Annotated in this window: 17 protein-coding genes and 1 tRNA gene; 7 read left to right on the forward strand and 11 right to left on the reverse strand. The window is 39.3% G+C overall.

The window, feature by feature from the left end:
• From G9H65_RS08930 to purB, 7 genes are all read right to left on the reverse strand, one after another.
• Positions 1-618, reverse strand: coding sequence for a phosphoribosylanthranilate isomerase (locus G9H65_RS08930; protein WP_166374997.1), 618 nt, complete (start codon positions 616-618; stop codon positions 1-3).
• Between the two features lies 1 nt (position 619).
• On the reverse strand, positions 620-1,408 hold the full coding sequence (gene trpC / locus G9H65_RS08935; RefSeq protein WP_166374998.1) for an indole-3-glycerol phosphate synthase TrpC: 789 nt from the start codon (positions 1,406-1,408) through the stop codon (positions 620-622).
• Position 1,409: 1 nt separating this feature from the next.
• Positions 1,410-2,399 (reverse strand): anthranilate phosphoribosyltransferase, encoded by a 990-nt coding sequence (trpD, locus tag G9H65_RS08940; protein WP_166374999.1) that lies wholly within the window; start codon positions 2,397-2,399, stop codon positions 1,410-1,412.
• A gap of 3 nt (positions 2,400-2,402) precedes the next feature.
• Positions 2,403-2,966: an anthranilate synthase component II gene (locus tag G9H65_RS08945; protein WP_166375000.1), complete on the reverse strand. Its 564-nt coding sequence runs from the start codon at positions 2,964-2,966 to the stop codon at positions 2,403-2,405.
• 6 nt (positions 2,967-2,972) lie between these two features.
• Entirely contained in the window at positions 2,973-4,394 is a 1,422-nt protein-coding gene (locus G9H65_RS08950; protein ID WP_166375001.1) for an anthranilate synthase component I family protein, read from the reverse strand.
• Between the two features lie 205 nt (positions 4,395-4,599).
• Entirely contained in the window at positions 4,600-4,992 is a 393-nt protein-coding gene (locus G9H65_RS08955) for a VOC family protein (RefSeq protein WP_166375002.1), read from the reverse strand.
• A 4-nt stretch (positions 4,993-4,996) separates the two neighbouring features.
• Positions 4,997-6,361: an adenylosuccinate lyase gene (gene purB / locus G9H65_RS08960; RefSeq protein ID WP_166375003.1), complete on the reverse strand. Its 1,365-nt coding sequence runs from the start codon at positions 6,359-6,361 to the stop codon at positions 4,997-4,999.
• 119 nt (positions 6,362-6,480) lie between these two features.
• Here purB and G9H65_RS08965 point away from each other — a divergent pair, with 119 nt between their 5' ends.
• Positions 6,481-7,509: a sensor histidine kinase gene (locus G9H65_RS08965; protein WP_166375004.1), complete on the forward strand. Its 1,029-nt coding sequence runs from the start codon at positions 6,481-6,483 to the stop codon at positions 7,507-7,509.
• Between the two features lie 156 nt (positions 7,510-7,665).
• On the opposite strand, the gene prfA is transcribed toward G9H65_RS08965, so the two are convergent.
• Positions 7,666-8,736, reverse strand: coding sequence for a peptide chain release factor 1 (gene prfA / locus G9H65_RS08970; RefSeq protein WP_166375005.1), 1,071 nt, complete (start codon positions 8,734-8,736; stop codon positions 7,666-7,668).
• Between the two features lie 97 nt (positions 8,737-8,833).
• On the opposite strand from prfA, the gene G9H65_RS08975 reads away from it, so the two are divergent.
• Entirely contained in the window at positions 8,834-9,319 is a 486-nt protein-coding gene (locus tag G9H65_RS08975) for a hypothetical protein (protein WP_166375006.1), read from the forward strand.
• Here the strand turns inward: G9H65_RS08975 and G9H65_RS08980 are convergent.
• A complete protein-coding gene (locus tag G9H65_RS08980) occupies positions 9,312-10,097 on the reverse strand; it encodes a DUF2520 domain-containing protein (protein WP_166375007.1) in 786 nt (261 codons plus the stop codon). The two genes, G9H65_RS08975 and G9H65_RS08980, sit on opposite strands and share 8 nt — an antisense overlap.
• A gap of 2 nt (positions 10,098-10,099) precedes the next feature.
• Positions 10,100-10,615, reverse strand: coding sequence for an HNH endonuclease (locus G9H65_RS08985; RefSeq protein ID WP_166375008.1), 516 nt, complete (start codon positions 10,613-10,615; stop codon positions 10,100-10,102).
• 111 nt (positions 10,616-10,726) lie between these two features.
• Here G9H65_RS08985 and G9H65_RS08990 point away from each other — a divergent pair, with 111 nt between their 5' ends.
• Positions 10,727-11,920 (forward strand): M20 metallopeptidase family protein, encoded by a 1,194-nt coding sequence (locus tag G9H65_RS08990; RefSeq protein ID WP_166375009.1) that lies wholly within the window; start codon positions 10,727-10,729, stop codon positions 11,918-11,920.
• Here the strand turns inward: G9H65_RS08990 and G9H65_RS08995 are convergent.
• Positions 11,917-12,708 (reverse strand): Rossmann-fold NAD(P)-binding domain-containing protein, encoded by a 792-nt coding sequence (locus G9H65_RS08995; protein WP_166375010.1) that lies wholly within the window; start codon positions 12,706-12,708, stop codon positions 11,917-11,919. The genes G9H65_RS08990 and G9H65_RS08995 overlap by 4 nt on opposite strands.
• A 142-nt stretch (positions 12,709-12,850) precedes the next feature.
• Here G9H65_RS08995 and G9H65_RS09000 point away from each other — a divergent pair, with 142 nt between their 5' ends.
• The 4 genes from G9H65_RS09000 to G9H65_RS09015 all read left to right on the forward strand — a co-directional run bounded on the left by G9H65_RS09000 (position 12,851) and on the right by G9H65_RS09015 (position 18,873).
• Positions 12,851-14,101, forward strand: a complete 1,251-nt coding sequence (locus tag G9H65_RS09000; RefSeq protein ID WP_166375011.1) for a metallophosphoesterase — start codon at positions 12,851-12,853, stop codon at positions 14,099-14,101.
• Positions 14,102-14,287: 186 nt separating this feature from the next.
• Positions 14,288-14,361 (forward strand) — tRNA-Cys (locus tag G9H65_RS09005).
• 210 nt (positions 14,362-14,571) lie between these two features.
• Positions 14,572-15,774 carry a cytochrome c3 family protein gene (locus G9H65_RS09010; protein WP_166375012.1) on the forward strand — a complete coding sequence of 401 codons (1,203 nt, stop codon included), beginning with the start codon at positions 14,572-14,574 and terminating at the stop codon, positions 15,772-15,774.
• Positions 15,775-15,825: 51 nt separating this feature from the next.
• A complete protein-coding gene (locus tag G9H65_RS09015) occupies positions 15,826-18,873 on the forward strand; it encodes a TAT-variant-translocated molybdopterin oxidoreductase (RefSeq protein ID WP_166375013.1) in 3,048 nt (1,015 codons plus the stop codon).
• Positions 18,874-18,905 lie beyond the last annotated feature (32 nt).

Below are 18,905 nucleotides of genomic sequence, written 5' to 3' on the forward strand. Positions count from 1 at the left end.
CTAATTTTCTGCTAATATTTCCGAAATTTCTCGTACTTCTTGTACATTTTTCAATCCAGCCTTGATCTCCACTTTACTGTTAAAATCAAGTGCATGAATGGGATATCTTTTACTCAAATCCATTGCTTCCTTTGCATTCTCCTTACTTAAACCGCCTGCTAAAAGAAAAGGTTTTCCAGCTGCATATGAGGCTAATATATCCCAATCAAATCGTTGTCCTGTTCCACCTGTTTGCTTTCCTTGTTTGGTATCAAATAAATAAAAATCAGGCGCTTCACTCAAGCCTTCCACATCCTGTTTATCTGCCACCGATATGGCCTTTATTACAGTTAAACCCGCATTTTTTAATGCCAAAATCTCATCTTCTTTTTCCTCCCCATGTAGCTGAACCCAAGTAAATCCTGCCCTTTGAGATAATTCAATAATACTGGAAACAGCTCGATTCACAAATACCCCAACTGGAATTGTTTTACCTAAAACTTCCTTGGGAATCACAAAATCTTCTCCTACGTATCGAGGTGAAGCTTCTGCCCAAATAAATCCCATGTATTCTGGATTCGCTTTGGCCACTTCTTGGATATTATCCATTTCTCGCATGCCGCAAATCTTCCATTTCATCTTATCCTTGATTTAAAAAATCCAATAAGGCCTTTCCTGGAGCATCTGTTTTCATGAAACTTTCTCCAATCAAAAAACCTTTATATCCATATCCGCGCAATTGTTGAATGATGCTGTGTCCCGAAATACAACTTTCAGATACCTTTATACAAGTCGCTGGAATTTTTTCTGCCAAACGCATGGACGCCTCTACATTCTGCTCCGCGAAATTCTTCAAATTACGATTATTCACTCCGACCACAGAAATATAATCCCCCAAGCTACGATTCAACTCCTCCTCATCATGCACCTCTAACAACGTTTCCATGCCTAAGGATCGAGCCAATGTTCCTAATTGCTTAATTTCCTGAGGGCTCAATGCCGCGGCTATCAACAAAATCACATCCGCTCCCATCGCCTTTGCCTCCACAATTTGGTATTCATCAACCATGAAATCTTTACGCAATATGGGTGTATGGGGATTAGCCCGACGAGCCTCTTCGAAATCTTGGTCCGTTCCACCAAAAAATGGGGTATCGGTTAAAACAGATAAACAAGCAGCACCAGCAGCAGCATAGGCTTGGGTCACTTCTTCTACGGTTAAACGATCATTGATCACTCCCTTGGAAGGCGATTTACGCTTAAATTCAGCAATAATTCCCGTGGAAGCAGGCTGCGTTAATGACATCGATAAGGAATGACAATTACGCGCAAAAAATCCCGTTTTCTCCAATGCATTCATGGAAATGTGTGACTTCCTTTCCGCAACTTCCTTCCTTTTGGAATCTAAAATTGTAGCTAAAATACTCATCCTAATCCATGATAAATTTCTTGAAAACTTGAAATGCTCTACCGCTTTCCAAAGACTCTTTGGCCATCAAATACCCATCTGACAAATTACTTACCTTTTCCGCCACGAGCAAAGCTGCTCCTGCATTGGCCAAAACCACTTGGGTTTGAGCAGGTGTACCTTGTCTTTGTAATATCTTATATAACATATCGGCCGACTGCTCTACATTAATTCCTCCACTTAAATCTTGAGATTGAACGGTTTCACATCCAAAATCACTTGGTAAATATCGTTTTTCTCCTTCCTTCGTCGTCAATAAAAATGAACTCGTTAAAGAGATTTCATCATATCCATCTTCTCCAAAAACGATTCCAAATTGCTTAGGTCCAGAAGCATAAAATTGCACAAACAAATCGTATACTTCTTTGGCATAAACCCCGGTTAATTGCTTCGTAACTAAAGCAGGGTTCATCAAAGGCCCCAACAGATTGAAAAACGTTTTCACTCCCAATTCCTTACGAATCGGTCCAACATGGCGCATCGCAGGATGAAACAATGGCGCATGTAAAAAACAAATTCCCGATGAATCCATTTTACGTTTTAAATAGCTGGGATCATTACTGAACTTAACCCCTAAAAATTCCAATACGGTAGAAGAACCAACAGCCGATGAAACTCCGTGATTACCATGTTTGGCAATCTTTTGTCCTGCGCCCACCACAACAAAAGAGGAAGTGGTACTGACATTGAAAGTATCTTTTCCATCGCCACCCGTTCCACAGACATCCATGGCATCAAATTCAGTTAAGTCGATGGTCACCGCCAATTCCATCATGGCAGAGACAAAGCCCTTTAATTCTTGAACTTGAATGGGGGTATACCAATAACTCGCTAAAAATGCAGCTATTTGACTCGGATTAATTCCTCCTTGACCTACACGTAACAATACGTCTTTAGCTTCTACCTCTGTTAAGGAATATCCTTGAACTCGCTTACTTAATATATTTTTCATGTTTTATTGAATCCAATTTTTAATCATTTGCAATCCATGTTGCGTTAAATACGCTTCTGGATGAAATTGTACACCACGTACATCATATTTCTGATGAGCTTCTGCCATCACATATCCTTGATCATCCACTGCCGTAATTTTCAAATCGGAAGGCATCGTTTCTGGAATGACCGTCCATGAATGGTAGCGGCAAACTTCGAATCGAGAAGGAATACCTTGAAATAATCTTTCTGTAGGATCTGTCACGACACACTCGGTAGTAACTCCGTGCAAAACCTCACCCATATTTTGCAATTTCGAACCAAAAGATTCCGCTATGGCTTGATGTCCTAAACAAACACCTAAAATCCGTTTTGTCGATGCATATTCCTTCAACAAATCTAGCATAATCCCTGCTTCTGAAGGAATCCCAGGACCTGGTGATAATAAGATATGGTCATATGCCTTCACTTCTTCTAAGGCTATTTTATCATTTCTAAATACATCTACCTCTGCTCCAATCTCTTTCAATAGGTATACCAAATTGTATACAAATGAATCATAATTATCTATTACTAGTACTTTCATGGCTTCTTATGCTAAATTTTCAGCTACATCCAAGGCCTTTTTCAGGGCAGCTAATTTGTTATGTATCTCTTGCATTTCACTGGCTACTATGGACTTAGCCACGACACCCATTCCTGCTTGATAAAATAAGGTATTCCCTTTACTCAAAAAGGTACGAATAGCGATGGCATGATTAAAATTGCCTTCAAAATCCATAAAACCAATGGCTCCTCCGTAAATATGGCGGTTCGTCGGTTCCAAACGATTGATAATCGTCATGGCATTGTGCTTAGGTGCCCCGCTTAAAGTCCCTGCTGGAAACGTATCTGCTACCATTTGCAAGGGATTAACTCCCTTTTGTAAAGTACCTGTCACCTTCGACACTAAATGTATCACATGAGAAAAAAACTGCACTTCCTTAAAGGTCTCTACCTTCACATTATCAGCACTCCTACTTAAATCATTTCTGGCCAAATCCACCAACATCACATGTTCTGCTGATTCTTTAGGATCAGCAATCAATGCTTGAGCTAATTCTGCGTCTCGTGCATCATCTCCCGTCCGACGAAATGTTCCAGCAATCGGGTGAATTTCTGCCAAATCATGATCTATTTTGATTTGTTTTTCTGGCGAAGCACCAAAAATGCGGTATTGTTCATAATCAAAAAAGAATAAATAGGGAGATGGGTTAACTGAGCGTAAGGCCCGATAAACCTGAAAGTCATCCCCTGAAAAATTTTGACTGAACCTTCTGGATGGAACAATTTGAAATACATCCCCACGCAAGCAATGCTTAATGCAAGTCTTTACAATCTCTTCGGTTTGAGCTTCGGTAAGATTACTTTGTTCATCACCTACTCGCTTAAATGCCTCCAAGGTATAATGCGGCATGTCTAAATGATAAGCCACCGCATCTAAGTTAGGGGTTTCTCCTTCCAAATAACTGTGGGCATACCAAGTCATCTGGTTATTGAAATGATTCAATGCTACCACATATCGATACACATTATATCGAATGGAAGGTATGGCTGTCTCTGGGTTTTTATCTTGTATTTGAATATCTTCAAAATACGTGACGGCATCATAACTGATGTGACCAAAAAGGCCATTGGCCATGGGAGAATCACCTACTTCCTTTTGATACGCAAAACGTGAAGAAAAATCTTGTAATACCTTCACGGCATCTTTGGAATTTTCCAACTGGAAAGTTTCTACTGTTCCGTCGGGGAAAGTCTGAGTGACAAGCTGTTGATCCAAAACAAAACTAGCTACAGGATCAAAAGCGATATGAGAAAAACCATGTTCACGACCGTGATAATCAGCACTTTCTAAAATAACAGAATTTTTATAGTGTTTTCTGATTTTCAAGAAAATACCTATGGGCGTTAACGTATCTGCTAACAAGGTCTTCCTAGTGGTATGGATGGTAAATTTATTTGAACTGGACATGAGGCTATCGGCAAAATTAAAATAAAAAGGCTTACTGGGAACAGCAAGCCTTGAGTAAAACATATCATGTACACACAGCAAAACTGTTCAAAGGAATTTTAGCCTTGCCACCAGTTTTTGTTGTATGTTGTTTTAGTCATTTCTATAATAATTTGATGCAAATGTAATCTGAAATATGGTAAATCAAAATTTCAAGATAAAAAAACTAGGCTTTCCTTTCTACTAAATCCCACAAATTGCCATATAAATCGGCAAATACCGCCACTTTTCCATATTCCTCAATACTAGCCTCCCGAATTATCTGAACTTCATGTTGTAATAAATTTTGATAATCTCGATCAAAATTATCTGTATGTAAAAACAAGAAAACTCGTCCGCCGGTTTGATTCCCTATACAGATTTTTTGTTCTTCATTTGCTGCTTTAGCTAATAACAATTGACAGGAACCTTCCCCCACAGGTTTTACAATTACCCAGCGTTTCGAAGGACTCATGATGGTGTCCTCCACTAAATCAAAACCGAGCTTTCGCGTATAAAATGCAATGGCTTCATCATAATCATCTACTACCAACGAAATTTGTGCAATCCTTTGATTCATCAGCTTAGTTTTCGTCTCTTCCCACGAAATTAAATGGAGAAATTAATAACAATTCAGCTTTAATAGCATCTGAAACGGCTAATCCATGAATAAACTGTTGGAATACCGCTTGATCTATCTTACCATGATGACGAGTAAGCTCTTTTAGCGCTTCATAAGGTTTAGGATAAGATTCCCGGCGTAAAACTGTTTGTATGGCTTCTGCTATCACCACCCAATTTTCCTCTAAATCTTGATGTATTTTGGATTCATTCAATTCCAATTTGCCTAATCCCCTTTGAAGTGAAGTCAAGGAAATAAGGATATGAGCTAATGGAGTTCCTACATTTCTTAGAACGGTAGAATCCGTCAAATCTCTTTGCAAGCGTGAAATAGGTAATTTAGCCGATAAAAATTCCAATAAAGCATTGGCAATAGCAAGGTTACCTTCCGCATTTTCAAAGTCAATGGGATTCACCTTGTGAGGCATAGCAGAAGAACCTATTTCGCCAGCTTTGATCTTTTGCTTGAAATAACCCATGGAAACATAAGACCAAACATCACGAGCTAAATCCACCAAGATGGTATTTAAACGCTTTAAGCCATCAAAATAAGCCGCTAAATTATCATAATGTTCAATTTGAGTGGTGTATTTACTGCGTTGTATCCCTAACTTATTTTCCAACAAATTAGCCCCGAAAGCTGGCCAATGAATCTCAGGAAATGCTACATGATGCGCATTAAAATTACCTGTTGCACCACCAAATTTACCTGTAAAAGGCACTTGAGCTAATAGATCCAATTGCCTTTCTAGACGTTCAACAAATACTTGGATTTCTTTCCCCAAACGCGTTGGAGAAGCCGGCTGCCCATGGGTGTGTGCCAACATAGGAATGTCCTTCCAATCACTTGCTACTTGAGCCAAATGCTCTTTAACCTGTAAATAAGCTGGCAGTATGACTGCACGATGAGCTTCCAAAATGGAAACAGGAATCGCGGTATTATTAATATCTTGAGAAGTTAAACCAAAGTGAATAAACTCCAAGTATTCAGTTAAGTCGCCAAATTGGGTAAAACTAGCAATCTGATCTTTAATGAAGTATTCAACCGCCTTCACATCGTGATTGGTTTCTTTCTCTTTCTCTTTAATCCAAAGTGCGTCTTGCTCTGAAAAATTTTGGTATAGAGCACGTAAGGCAGGGATAGCAGCCGCAGGAAAACTTTGTAGTGGAGCCAATGGAATTTCGCATAAAGCAATGAAATATTCGATTTCAACTCGAACACGGTATTGAATTAATCCAAATTCAGAAAAATAAGGAGATAAGACTTCCGTTTGTTTTCGGTAACGACCATCTACAGGAGAGATGGCACTTAAGCGATTTAATTCCATGGGATTTTTTGTAAAGCGCAAAGGTACAAAAATGTGCGTAAAACCTGATTATCCTAAAACAATTGGGCGCATGATTCCCCAAAAGAAATATAAATTGTAACTTGAAAACAAAAAACAGCATGTTAAGCCCTAGATACCTTTCCTTATTATTGGCCTTTGTGATTGCTGGGGTTTGCACCTCCTTCCTTTCTTTTTTACCTAACACAGACTTTACCATACTTTTTATAAGTTTCATTAGCTCCTTTATCTTTGGAAGTGCCGTCATTTATTTTGCCCTAGACAATCTGGTCTTTAAGGAAGTCAATAAATTATATGACCGTATCAAACAAATTAAAAAGAAGAATTTTTCTGTCATTCCGCGCAAACAATTAATTGAAAAAGAGAACCCCATCGAGTTATTAAAGGAAGAGTTGAACTCCTATGTGACTACCAAAGAAGATGAAGTTAAGGAACTAAAGAAAGCTGCGAAATACCGACAAGAATTCTTAGCTGATGTTTCACACGAATTAAAAACACCCATTTTTGCTGCGCAAGGCTTTGTTCATACTTTATTGGACAATCCAGAGGAAGACCCAGAAATCAGAAAAAGGTTTTTAGAAAAGGCTGCTAAAAGCTTGGATGGACTGGATATCCTAGTAAAAGATTTATTAACCGTATCTCAAATTGAAACAGGGGCCATTAAAATTGATAAAAGAGCCCTTGATTTAAAGCCATTGGTTATTGAGATCTTTGAACAATTAGAAGCCAAAGCCAAATCAAAAAACGTCGAATTGAAGCTAATTGGTCACCATGGCCCTGTATTGGTAAAAGCGGACTATCAACGAATTAGTCAAGTATTGGTCAATTTAATTGATAATGGAATTAAATATGGCCACCAAGATGGTAAAGTAAGCGTCCATTTGGAAGAAAAGAAAAAAGCATTTTTAATTATGGTGAAGGACAATGGGCCAGGCATACCAGCAGAACACCTTCCGCGTTTATTTGAAAGATTTTATCGGGTAGATAAAAGTCGGGCAAAAATGAGCGGGGGATCAGGCTTAGGTTTATCGATTGTGAAACACATCATCCAAGCTCACAACAGTAAGATCGCCGTTTTCTCCAAAATAGACAAAGGAACGTCCTTTCAATTCAAATTAGAAAAGGCCTAAAAATCTTAACGCTGTCAAGGTTTAAAACCTTGCCAGCGTTGGCGGTTTAACAATTTTTACGGGACTTTTGTTTCTATTTTTTAACCAGTTACTTGATAAAAAAACAGCCCTAGGTTTTCACCTAAGGCCGCTTTAAAGGGATATCATTTACTGCTTTTACATCGAACCTTCTTTCAATCGTTCCGCATTTTCAGCAATTCGTAACTGCTCAATAAATTCAGCGATTTCACCATCCATCACCACGGGTAAATTGTACACCGTTAAACCGATACGGTGATCCGTTACACGACCCTGAGGATAATTATAGGTTCTGATTTTATCTGATCGATCACCCGAACCAACCATGGATTTTCTGTTTCCTGCAATCTCCGCATTTCTTTTCTCTAACTCAATCTCATATAACCTAGACCGTAACACCGTCATGGCCTTATCAAAGTTTTTAATTTGAGATCTTTCATCTTGGCACTGCACCACCAAACCTGAAGGTATGTGTGTTACACGTACGGCTGAATAGGTCGTATTTACGGACTGTCCACCTGCACCAGAAGAACAGAATGTATCTTTACGGATATCATTCATATTGATCTGAACATCCACCTCATCTGCTTCTGGCATCACCGCTACCGTGGCAGCTGAGGTATGAATTCTTCCTGCAGATTCCGTAGCAGGAACACGTTGCACACGATGAACGCCTGATTCAAACTTTAATTTGGCATAGACATCCTCTCCTTGAACAGAAACAATAATCTCTTTAAAGCCTCCAGCAGTCCCTTCCGTGAAATCCATGATTTGAAAGGACCAACCCATCTTCTCCGCATAACGCTGGTACATACGGAACAAATCCCCTGCAAAAATAGAAGCCTCATCCCCGCCAGTTCCACCACGTATTTCCAGAATACAATCTTTAGAATCATTCGGATCTTTAGGAATTAACATTTCCTTCAACTCCTCTTGCTTTTCCTTTTCTTGTGGAACTAAAGTCTCCAATTCCGCTTTAGCCATATCTCTAAAATCCTCATCCTTTTCCGTAGCTATAACCTCTTTTGCTTCTTCAATGGATTTTAATAAATTTTGATAGACCATATATTGATCTACAATCTTCTGTAAATCCTTGTATTCTTTACTTAAAGTCTTGAATTTCTTTAAATCAGAAACGATTTCAGGCATGGCAATTTGTTGCTCTACCTCTAAAAATCTTTCCCTAATAGCCTCCAGCTGCTCCAACATACTCGTATAATATTTTTAAAATTCCCCGCAAAGATAACAATTAAATTCATTGCCCTTTCTGCTTGGATGGAATACCTTTGTACATCAAATCAATCCCATGAAAAAATCGCTCTTTTTATCTTCCCTTGTTTCAAGCATCCTTTTGCTTCAATCATGTGATTTCTCCAAACGCATTGATACAACAGCAGCGGTCAAGGAAATGAAAAGCCGACAAGTAAAACGGATTCTTCCGCAGGACATTACCAATAAAGCTGATACCTGGGGGCAAGAAATCCAAGCCGTGATAGAAAACCCATCGAATACATTGAGTTTGGATAGTATTTCTAAACAATTTCAGATTCGGATTCAGTCGGGAAAGGCTCTAGTTCTAAAACAACAAAACAAGGATAAGAAGATTCAAGAGGTCTTAGATGCCTTGGATTATAGCTTATCTTTAAAACAAGAAATCCCTCCTAGTATCCAGAAAAACACGACTGGAGATAGCTTATTTTATATATTTATCAATAAAAAACAAGAAGTGATTCTATTGGGATTTAGTAAATCTCAAATTGTCATGAACATTGATAAACCTTTAATTAAGTAGTCTTTACAATTTGCTGGACCATATTTCGATATACTTCTTGCAGTTCCACAGTCGACAAAAACCCTTGTTGTTCCAACATCAAGCGGCCATCTTGTAAAGCATTGGCTTCAATTTGATTAGACACGGGTAAATTCTTGAAATACGACTGCACATAGTTTTGAATCAACCCTTGAAGCAAGGACGTATCGAGTTCAATGGATTGTAATAATCGACTCGCTTCTGCCCAAAGCTGTTGTGTAAATATGCCTGCCAAAAGCATGGATAAGTAAATCTTTTTACGCTCTTCCCCATTCACCAAATACATGGCATCGGTAATATCACGAGCCAGCTGAACCAATACCTGTTCAGTTTCTTCCACCATCACTTCTAAGCAAATGGGCATGTGACCCAAATTAATTTTTCTTCCACTTTGCAAATGTTGTACCGGGAAAAAAATGGCAATTTGATTCGTACTTTCTCTGGCTGGATCATACCAAATGGAGGCCTCTGCCAATAAAACCGTTCCTGAAACCAATAATAAAGTGGCGTATTTAGGAAGAATTAATTCCTTCAAAACAGTCGAATAAGCATTATCTGGAACACAGAAAAAGAAGACAGTGGATTTAGATTCAGAAAAATCTAAATGCTCCTGCACTTTGGCATTATATAAATAACTGACTAAATCTTTGGCTTTAGCTGGGTCTCGACTAAAAACTTCTTGAACACTATGTCCCGCATTTTCCAGTGCCTGCGTCAAATGCCAGGCCACATGACCAGAACCAATAAAAGAAATATTCATGTTTAAACGATTTGCTCCATTTTAGATCCGACAAATGGAATCCATTGTTGATCCAAAATTCCAGAAAAATTACGCAAAAACATAACAAAGGATGGTTTAAATGGTCGCCTCCTCAATGTCATCCCTGCCTCTTCTGGCGTATGATCTCCTTTTTTTGAATTACAATATTTGCAAGCTGTTGTTAAATTATCCCAAGAAGTCCTCCCTTGCCTTGATTTTGGCATTACATGATCAAGGGTTAAATGATCCTTTGATCCACAATATTGACACATATTGTCGTCCCGCTTAAAAATATTTTGCCTACTTAACATCACTCCCTTGTAAGGAAAATAAACATATCGGTTCAAGCGAATCACCGAGGGAAAAGGAAAGGTTTGTGAAATAGAATGAAGTTTTTCAGTGGTCGATTCGGCCACCAATTCCGCCTTATTGAGGTAGACCAAAAGAAAGGCCTTGGGCATGGAACAAATGGTTAATGCACTATAATCTTGGTTTAAAACTAAAACTTTCCGACTCATAGGACAAAAGATTAAAGGTGAATAAGCTCCTACACATCCCTTGTCTTTAAAGTTAAGAAAAAAACTCTTTGAAGCAATATTTTGTAGATTTGTAAAAAATTAAATTTTATTATGTCGAGCCTTCTTAAAAAGATACAGGAACTAGCTGAGCAACAGGCCCATGCAAATATTGCCGCACGCCGTCATTTGCATTCCCACCCCGAACTCTCCTTTCACGAATTCGAGACTCAGGTGTATGTGGAAAAACAATTGCACGAACTAGGAATTCCGACTCAGCGTATAGCCAATACTGGAGTAATCGCCATCATTGAAGGGAAAAACCCACATAAAAAAGTAGTTGCTTTACGGGCCGACATGGACGCATTGCCCATCCAAGAAACCAATGATGTTCCTTATAAATCTCAGAACCCAGGTGTGATGCATGCTTGTGGACATGACGTGCATACTTCTTCCTTACTTGGAACAGCTCGCATCCTGCAATCTGTAAAAGAGGAGTTTGAAGGAACCATTAAATTACTGTTCCAACCTGCCGAAGAAAAAGCACCTGGTGGAGCTAGCATTATGATTCAAGAAGGTGCTTTACAAAATCCCAGTCCAGCGGGTATTTTGGGTCAACACGTAGCCACCAACATCCCAGCTGGAAAAGTTGGATTTAGAGAAGGTATGTACATGGCTAGTGCGGATGAATTGTATTTGACTGTAAAAGGTAAAGGAGGACATGGTGCTATGCCGGATCAATGCATTGACCCGATTTTGATCGCTTCTCATATCATCATTGCGATGCAACAAATCATCTCAAGAAATAAAAATCCAAGATTACCATCTGTATTGAGCTTTGGGAAGTTCATTGCTGAAGGAGCAACCAATGTCATTCCCAATGAAGTAAAAATTGAAGGAACTTTCCGGGCAATGGATGAAGAATGGAGGGCGGATGGTCTGGCAAAAATGAAAAAGCTTGCGGAAGGAATCGCCGAATCCATGGGTGGTTCCTGTGATTTTTTTGTTCTAAAAGGCTATCCATTCCTAAAAAACAACCCCGAATTAACTCGTCGCATGAAAGACGCCGCCATTGCCTATATGGGAGCAGATAACGTGATTGACTTAGATATATGGATGGCAGCAGAAGATTTTGCCTTTTACACCCATCATGTGGATGCTTGCTTTTATCGATTAGGAACAAGAAACGATGACAAAGGTATCGTCAATGGTGTTCATACGCCCAATTTCAATATTGACGAAAAGGCACTTCATGTAGGGCCTGGTTTAATGGCTTGGTTGGCCATTCAGGAGTTAAGTTTAACTTAATTTTCAATTGGAAATGATAAAGGATCTGGGTATTGAAACGAATAATTCAATGCCTGGATTAGTTTATCCGAGCTGACCACTTTAATTGCCTCTTTATCATCGAGGTATTCCAAAGGTAGGGGCAGTCCCCGTCGACCGCATTCTGATTTGACTAGCTCAGATTTAATAGGATGCTGAGGAGCTACTACATTATAGATGCCTTTGAGTTGACTTTTTATGCCTTGACTGATTATTTCAAGCACATCGGACCGATGTACATAATTTACCGGATGATTGGCTGAAGGAACAAGCTTACCTGCATAATATTTGGCCACATAACGTTCACCTCCCATTAATCCACCCAACCTAAGAATAAGTAATGGACTCTGAATCCCTTGTAAAATTTCCTCTGCCTGAGTCATTAAATTGTTTTCCAAAGTAGATTCTTCCGTTACCAGATTGTTTTCAGCTTGATATACCGAAGTGGAAGAAAGGAAAATTACTTGTTGATAGGATTTTTGATTCAACAAACGAACAAAATCCCTTAACACATCTTGGTAAAAATGATCTCCATTTACTTTTCGACGAGGGGGAATGGTCCAGATAATTGTCTTTGCATTCAAGATTGATTCCCAGGCTTCAAGGGCTGAATTCTCTTCTGCCCGCCATTGAATTAATTTAATGTGGGGATTTTGAATTTTTTCAGTTTGAGAAGACTGACTAATTTGTACAGAATAACCCTGTTTAGCTAGTTTTTCTGCCAAAGGTATACCAACCCAACCACCTCCGAGAATAGAAATATCAAACATATGCGTTTATGTGGGAACAAAATCCACTTGTTAGCCGTTAATTCAGCAAATTAACGAGGTTTATCTTGGGATAAACACCGCTTATCCAAATTATTTTTGATTTTCTCCAGCTTTGATTGTATTTGCCACTCTAAATTAAGCCATGAATAAATTAGTATTTATCCCCATCATGAGTTTGGTCATACTTGCCATTGATTATTATGTGTGGCAGGCATTCAAAACGGGCTTTCAACAACAGAATCAATCCACTCAGCAAATCATTCGATGGGTGTATTGGAGTATTTCTGCAAGCATCATTTTAGGAATCATCGGATATAATTTTCTTCCCTTGGAATATTGGAACAAAACGATTCGTACTTTCTTTATGGCGAGCGTAATGATTACAATCGTTTCCAAACTATTTGTCGTTATATTTTTGTTCATTGAAGACATTACCCGCATCATTCGTTGGGCCTTTGCCAATAAAAATCTAGATATCATTCCGGGTGAACCTGCTCCTGGCCAGATTAGTCGAAGTGAGTTTTTATCCAAAACAGCTTTGGTGGTAGGCGCAGTACCCGCGGCTACTTTTACGTTTGGAATACTTTCAGGAGCACATGATTACCGCGTGGAAAAGATTAGTCTAAAAATCCCCAACCTACCTAAGGCATTTGATGGTCTACGGATTGCACAGCTTTCAGACATCCATTCGGGTAGTTTTTACAATAAAAGAGCGGTGCAAGGTGGCGTAGATATGGTGATGAAAGAAAAGGCCGACTTACTCTTTTTTACGGGAGATTTGGTGAACAACGAGGCTACCGAAGTGGAAGATTATTTCCAAATGTTTTCCAAATTACATGCTCCTATGGGGGTTTACAGCACATTAGGAAACCATGATTATGGAGATTATGTCAAGTGGAAGACGCCACAGGCTAAGAAACAAAATCTCCAAAATTTGATGAAAGCACATGAATTAATGGGCTGGAATTTGATGATGGATGAGAATAAAATCATTGAAGAATCAGGTGAGAAATTGGCTTTGATTGGGGTTCAGAACATCGGTGTGGGTCGTTTCCCTTGGTATGGAAATTTAGCTAAAGCACATCAAGGAACAGAGGAGGCAAGCACCAAATTACTACTTTCTCATGACCCTACGCATTGGAATGCAGAGGTTACAACAAAATACCCAGATATCGATGTTGCATTTGCGGGTCATACCCATGGTACGCAATTTGGTGTCAAAGTAGGTGACTTCAAATGGTCACCAGCCCAATATGTGTATAAGCAATGGGCAGGCTTGTACCAAGAAGGAAAACAACAATTATATGTTAATCGGGGCTTTGGGTATATAGGTTATCCGGGACGCGTGGGAATGCCACCCGAAATTTCGGTGTTTACGTTGACAAGAGGTTAGTTGACCGATTCACCTAGATGAATGAAACATAGATGTTGAATAAGATCAACTTTATGAGCTTATAACAATAGATAATGGGTAACATTTTGGCAAAAAATCTAATTTTATGCCATTCTCATACTGCTAGAAATAAAAAACACTTGGCATTTTAACAAAAATGACCTAATTTTGTGTCCCCAAAACGATGGTTTCGTGGCCGAGTGGCTAGGCAGAGGTCTGCAAAACCTTCTACAGCGGTTCGAATCCGCTCGAAACCTCCAAAAACCTCCCAATCTGGGAGGTTTTTTTATGCAAAATCGATTATATACAATTTATTATCAGAATATTTAAATTTCAAGAATGGCTTATTTTGAAAAATTCTAAATAGATGGGTAAAGCTTAAAAATTCCTGAAATTGAATGGCAAATAAATTGTTTCCTAAAAATTCGAATTGTAGTTTTGCGGACTGAATAAATAGGAGATTTTCAAACATGAATCGCAAAAATTTTACGCTCGTTAAGTTCCTTTTCTCATTTCTGTTTTTGTTTGCATCAGCATATGCGACTTTAGCGCAAGACGCTGCAGAGGGGGAAACATTGTTTAAAAACAACTGTGCTGCTTGTCATAGTAGCTCGGATGAAGTACTTGTAGGACCAGGTTTAAAAGGTATTGGAGAACGCAGACCGATCGAATGGATCGTGAAATGGGTTCATAACCCACAGGCAGTTATTGCTTCTGGAGACAAATATGCCAATGAATTGTACAATAAGTTCAATAAGGCGGCTATGACACCATATCCTAACTTTACGGAAGGTCAAATCAAAAGTATTATTGCTTACGTGGATGCTTCAAATGCCGCTCCTGCCGCTCCGGCTGCCGGTGCTGCTCCATCAGGTGCAGCTGCGCCAGCTGCTGCTAGTTCAGGTGGAATGATGGAAGTATTGTTAGTAGGATTGTTAATAATCATGGTATTTGTATTAATTGCTTTACTATCAATCGTAAGTACATTAAGCAAATTAAGCGGTGGAGAGGTTGATTCAGAAGCTCCATTGATGAAAAGAATAGCGGAAAACGCGAAGAAGTTAGCTGCTAATTCCGCAGTAAAGACGGGTATCATCATCTTCGCCTTATTGTTAGGAGGTAAAGCGACCATTGATGCGGCTTATGGTGTTGGTATTCATCAAGGATACGCTCCAGAGCAACCTATTAAATTCTCTCACAAATTACATGCTGGTCAGTATCAAATCAACTGTAATTACTGCCATACAGGTGTTTATGAAGGCAAAGGCGCTAACGTCCCTTCCGCCAACATTTGTATGAATTGCCACAATGCCATCAAAAGAGAATCCCCAGAAATTCAAAAAATTTATCAAGCACTTGAAAATGACGAGCCAATTCAGTGGGTTCGTGTACATAACCTTCCTGACTTAGCTTATTTCAATCACTCACAACATACCAATGTGGGTAATTTGGAGTGTAAGAACTGCCATGGAGATATTGAAAAAATGGAAGTAGTAGAGCAACGTTCTACGTTAACCATGGGATGGTGTATTGATTGCCACCGTAATACGGATGTTAATGCCAAAGGAAATGCCTATTACGATAAGTTGGTTGAAGTTCACAATAAGGACAGCAAAACACCCCTTAAAGTACAAAACATTGGTGGTTTAGAATGTTCTAAGTGCCACTATTAATAGTATACGCGTCATAAAAGATTCAATTTTAGTCTGAATAAGAAAGATTATATGGAAAATTCGAACAAGAGGTATTGGAAAGGGATTGAGGAGTTAACCAATGAACCATCGTTTGTAAAAAATATCCACAACGAATTTGGCAATATGCCATCGGAGAACGATTCTAAAGGGGAAGCCCTTGTGGATGGTTCAGGAACACATCGTCGTGATTTTCTTAAAATGTTGGGATTCGGTGTTGCAGCCGTTTCATTAGCTGCATGCGAGGCTCCAGTAAAGAAAACCATTCCTTACTTGAACAAACCAGTTGATGTAGAACCTACCATTGCTAACTGGTATGCTTCAACGTATACAGATGGTGGTGAATACGCTTCTATCTTAGTTAAAACAAGAGAAGGTCGTCCCATCAAAATTGAAGGAAATAAACTTTCTGCTGTTTCAAAAGGAGTTCTTTCAGGTAGAGCACATGCTTCTGTATTAAGTCTTTATGACAACGAGAAATTAAAAGGTCCTCAAATCGGCGCTAAAGCAGCTGATTGGGCTCAATTAGATAAAGAATTCACGGCTAAATTAGCGGCAGTTGCAGCTAAAGGAGGACAAATCAGAATTGTATCCAATACGATTCTTTCTCCAAGCACGAAAAAAGTAATTACTGAATTCACAGCAAAATACCCAACGACACAACATGTCGTGTACGATGCAAACCCAGCTTATGGTTTAACACAAGCACACGGTGGCATCTTACCAAGTATCGATTTCAGCAAAGCAAAGACCATAGTTTCTGTAGGTGCTGATTTCTTAGGTACATGGGTAGCTCCTACTGAGTTTGCAGCACAATGGGCTGAAACTCGTCGTGTAGGATCTGCAAAAGATGGTAAAAAAGAAATGTCTCGCCATTATCAGTTTGAGACGATCTTATCCAATACAGGAGCAAATGCCGACTACCGTGCTACTTACAAGCCCTCACAAGAAGGTTTGGTGGTAATTAGTTTATTCAACGCAGTAGCTAAATTAACTGGTGCTGCTGCATTAGCAGGGGCAACCATTAAATTAGATCACTTAGATAAAGCTGCTAAAGATTTAGTTGCCTCTAAAGGAGCATCTATTGTAGTAGCAGGTTCTAATGACCCAGAAGTTCAAAAAGTAGTGGTTGCTATCAATGCCTTAGTTGGCGCTTATGGTTCAACCATCAACACAGGTGTAGCTGTTCATTATCGTCAAGGTAATGATATGGCGATGGCTAATTTCATTAAAGAAGCTGGTGCAGGAAAAATTGCAGCCGTTATTTTCTACAATGCCAATCCAGTATATAATCACCCAATGGGTGCAGCTTTAGCAGCTGCTTTACCTAAGGTTGAAGTGAGTTTAGCGACCAACGATCGTGCCGATGAAACAGCTTCCTTGTGCCAGTTCATTGCTCCTGATTCTCATTATTTAGAATCATGGAATGACGCAGAACCTAAAACAGGATTCTACTCATTGACTCAGCCAACCATCTCGACTATATTCAAAACGCGTCAAGCACAATCAAGTTTTTTAACTTGGGCAGGTTTAAACGGAGATTATGCTACCTATTTAGAGCGTAATTGGGAAACCAATATCTTGAAATCAGGTGCTGTACAATGGAAAAATGCCTTACACGACGGCGTATTCCAACCGAATGCAGTAACTGTGTCAACTGCTGTACCTTCCGTAGATGCTAATGCAGCAGCAGCGGCTATTTCAAAGGCTTATTCAGCTAATTCAACTGGATTAGAAATTTCAGTATATGAAAAAGTAGGTTTAGGTACAGGTTCACAAGCCAACAACCCTTGGTTACAAGAATTCCCTGAGCCAGTATCTAAAGCATGCTGGGATAATTATGCATCCATTTCACAGCCAACGGCAACTAAATTAAACTTGAAACAAGGTGATGTAGTTAAAGTAGCAGGAAAAGGATATGAAGTAACATTACCTGTATTAGTTCAACCAGGTCAGGCTCAAGATACAGTAGCTATTGCAATTGGATATGGTAGAACAAAAGCTGGAAAATCAGCTGATGGAGTAGGTGTTAATGCCTATCCATTTATATCAGAAATCAATGGTGCTTGCGTAGGTACTTGTACGGCAGGAGTAAGCATTAGCACAACAGGAGAAAGTAAAGACATTGCTCAAACGCAAACTCACCACACGGTGATGGCGCGTCAGGCAGTTGTTCAAGAAACAGTTTTAGGAGAATTTGTTAAGAATCCTCAATCGGGACGCTTCAATCCAACTGTGGCAACAGCAGAAGGCAAGAAAAATGCTACTGATTTAACTCTTTGGAATGGTCACCAATACAACAACCATGCGTGGGGTATGGTGATTGACTTAAATACATGTACGGGTTGTTCAGCTTGCGTAATTTCATGTTCGGCTGAGAACAACGTGCCAGTAGTGGGTCGCCAAGAGGTTATTAACCGTCGCGAAATGCACTGGATGCGTATTGACCGTTATTATTCTTCTGATGCTGAGGTAGAAGATTTGAAAGGATTAGAAGTAGCTTCAGATAATCCTGAGGTGGTATTCCAACCAATGCTTTGCCAGCACTGTAACAATGCTCCTTGTGAGACTGTTTGTCCGGTATTAGCTACGACCCACTCAACAGAGGGTTTAAATCAAATGACTTATAACCGTTGTATTGGTACTCGTTACTGTGCTAACAACTGCCCATATAAAGTTCGTCGTTTCAACTGGTTCCGTTACTACCAAACAGATGAGTATGATTTCCACTTCAACAATGACTTAGGTCGTATGGTGATTAATCCAGACGTAACGGTTCGTTCACGTGGGGTCATGGAAAAATGTTCGATGTGCGTTCAACGTATCCAAGAAGGTAAGTTGACTGCGAAGAAAGAAAAGAGAAGACCAGTCGATGGAGAGATCCAAGTTGCTTGTGCTCAATCTTGTCCTACCAATGCGATTACATTTGGTGACATGAACGATCCTGCTTCTGAAATTTCTAAATTATTAGCTGTTGAGAAAGAAGGAAGAGCTTACGGAGTTATCGAAGAGATTAACGTAAAGCCAAACATCTCTTACTTAATGAAGGTTCGTAACAAGGACGTTAAAAAAGAAGCATAATTTTTCAATCGTATTAAAAAGTAAATAAAAAT

The sequence above is a fragment of the Aquirufa ecclesiirivi genome (assembly GCF_011250515.1).
Lineage (GTDB): Bacteria > Bacteroidota > Bacteroidia > Cytophagales > Spirosomataceae > Aquirufa > Aquirufa ecclesiirivi.

Bases quoted from the DNA above. Each gene is read 5' to 3' on its own strand.
- G9H65_RS08930 (WP_166374997.1), bottom strand. From the start codon at position 618: ATGAAATGGAAGATTTGCGGCATGCGAGAAATGGATAATATCCAAGAA.
- trpC (WP_166374998.1), bottom strand. From the start codon at position 1,408: ATGAGTATTTTAGCTACAATTTTAGATTCCAAAAGGAAGGAAGTTGCG.
- trpD (WP_166374999.1), bottom strand. From the start codon at position 2,399: ATGAAAAATATATTAAGTAAGCGAGTTCAAGGATATTCCTTAACAGAG.
- G9H65_RS08945 (WP_166375000.1), bottom strand. From the start codon at position 2,966: ATGAAAGTACTAGTAATAGATAATTATGATTCATTTGTATACAATTTG.
- G9H65_RS08950 (WP_166375001.1), bottom strand. From the start codon at position 4,394: ATGTCCAGTTCAAATAAATTTACCATCCATACCACTAGGAAGACCTTG.
- G9H65_RS08955 (WP_166375002.1), bottom strand. From the start codon at position 4,992: ATGAATCAAAGGATTGCACAAATTTCGTTGGTAGTAGATGATTATGAT.
- purB (WP_166375003.1), bottom strand. From the start codon at position 6,361: ATGGAATTAAATCGCTTAAGTGCCATCTCTCCTGTAGATGGTCGTTAC.
- G9H65_RS08965 (WP_166375004.1), top strand. From the start codon at position 6,481: ATGTTAAGCCCTAGATACCTTTCCTTATTATTGGCCTTTGTGATTGCT.
- prfA (WP_166375005.1), bottom strand. From the start codon at position 8,736: ATGTTGGAGCAGCTGGAGGCTATTAGGGAAAGATTTTTAGAGGTAGAG.
- G9H65_RS08975 (WP_166375006.1), top strand. From the start codon at position 8,834: ATGAAAAAATCGCTCTTTTTATCTTCCCTTGTTTCAAGCATCCTTTTG.
- G9H65_RS08980 (WP_166375007.1), bottom strand. From the start codon at position 10,097: ATGAATATTTCTTTTATTGGTTCTGGTCATGTGGCCTGGCATTTGACG.
- G9H65_RS08985 (WP_166375008.1), bottom strand. From the start codon at position 10,615: ATGAGTCGGAAAGTTTTAGTTTTAAACCAAGATTATAGTGCATTAACC.
- G9H65_RS08990 (WP_166375009.1), top strand. From the start codon at position 10,727: ATGTCGAGCCTTCTTAAAAAGATACAGGAACTAGCTGAGCAACAGGCC.
- G9H65_RS08995 (WP_166375010.1), bottom strand. From the start codon at position 12,708: ATGTTTGATATTTCTATTCTCGGAGGTGGTTGGGTTGGTATACCTTTG.
- G9H65_RS09000 (WP_166375011.1), top strand. From the start codon at position 12,851: ATGAATAAATTAGTATTTATCCCCATCATGAGTTTGGTCATACTTGCC.
- G9H65_RS09010 (WP_166375012.1), top strand. From the start codon at position 14,572: ATGAATCGCAAAAATTTTACGCTCGTTAAGTTCCTTTTCTCATTTCTG.
- G9H65_RS09015 (WP_166375013.1), top strand. From the start codon at position 15,826: ATGGAAAATTCGAACAAGAGGTATTGGAAAGGGATTGAGGAGTTAACC.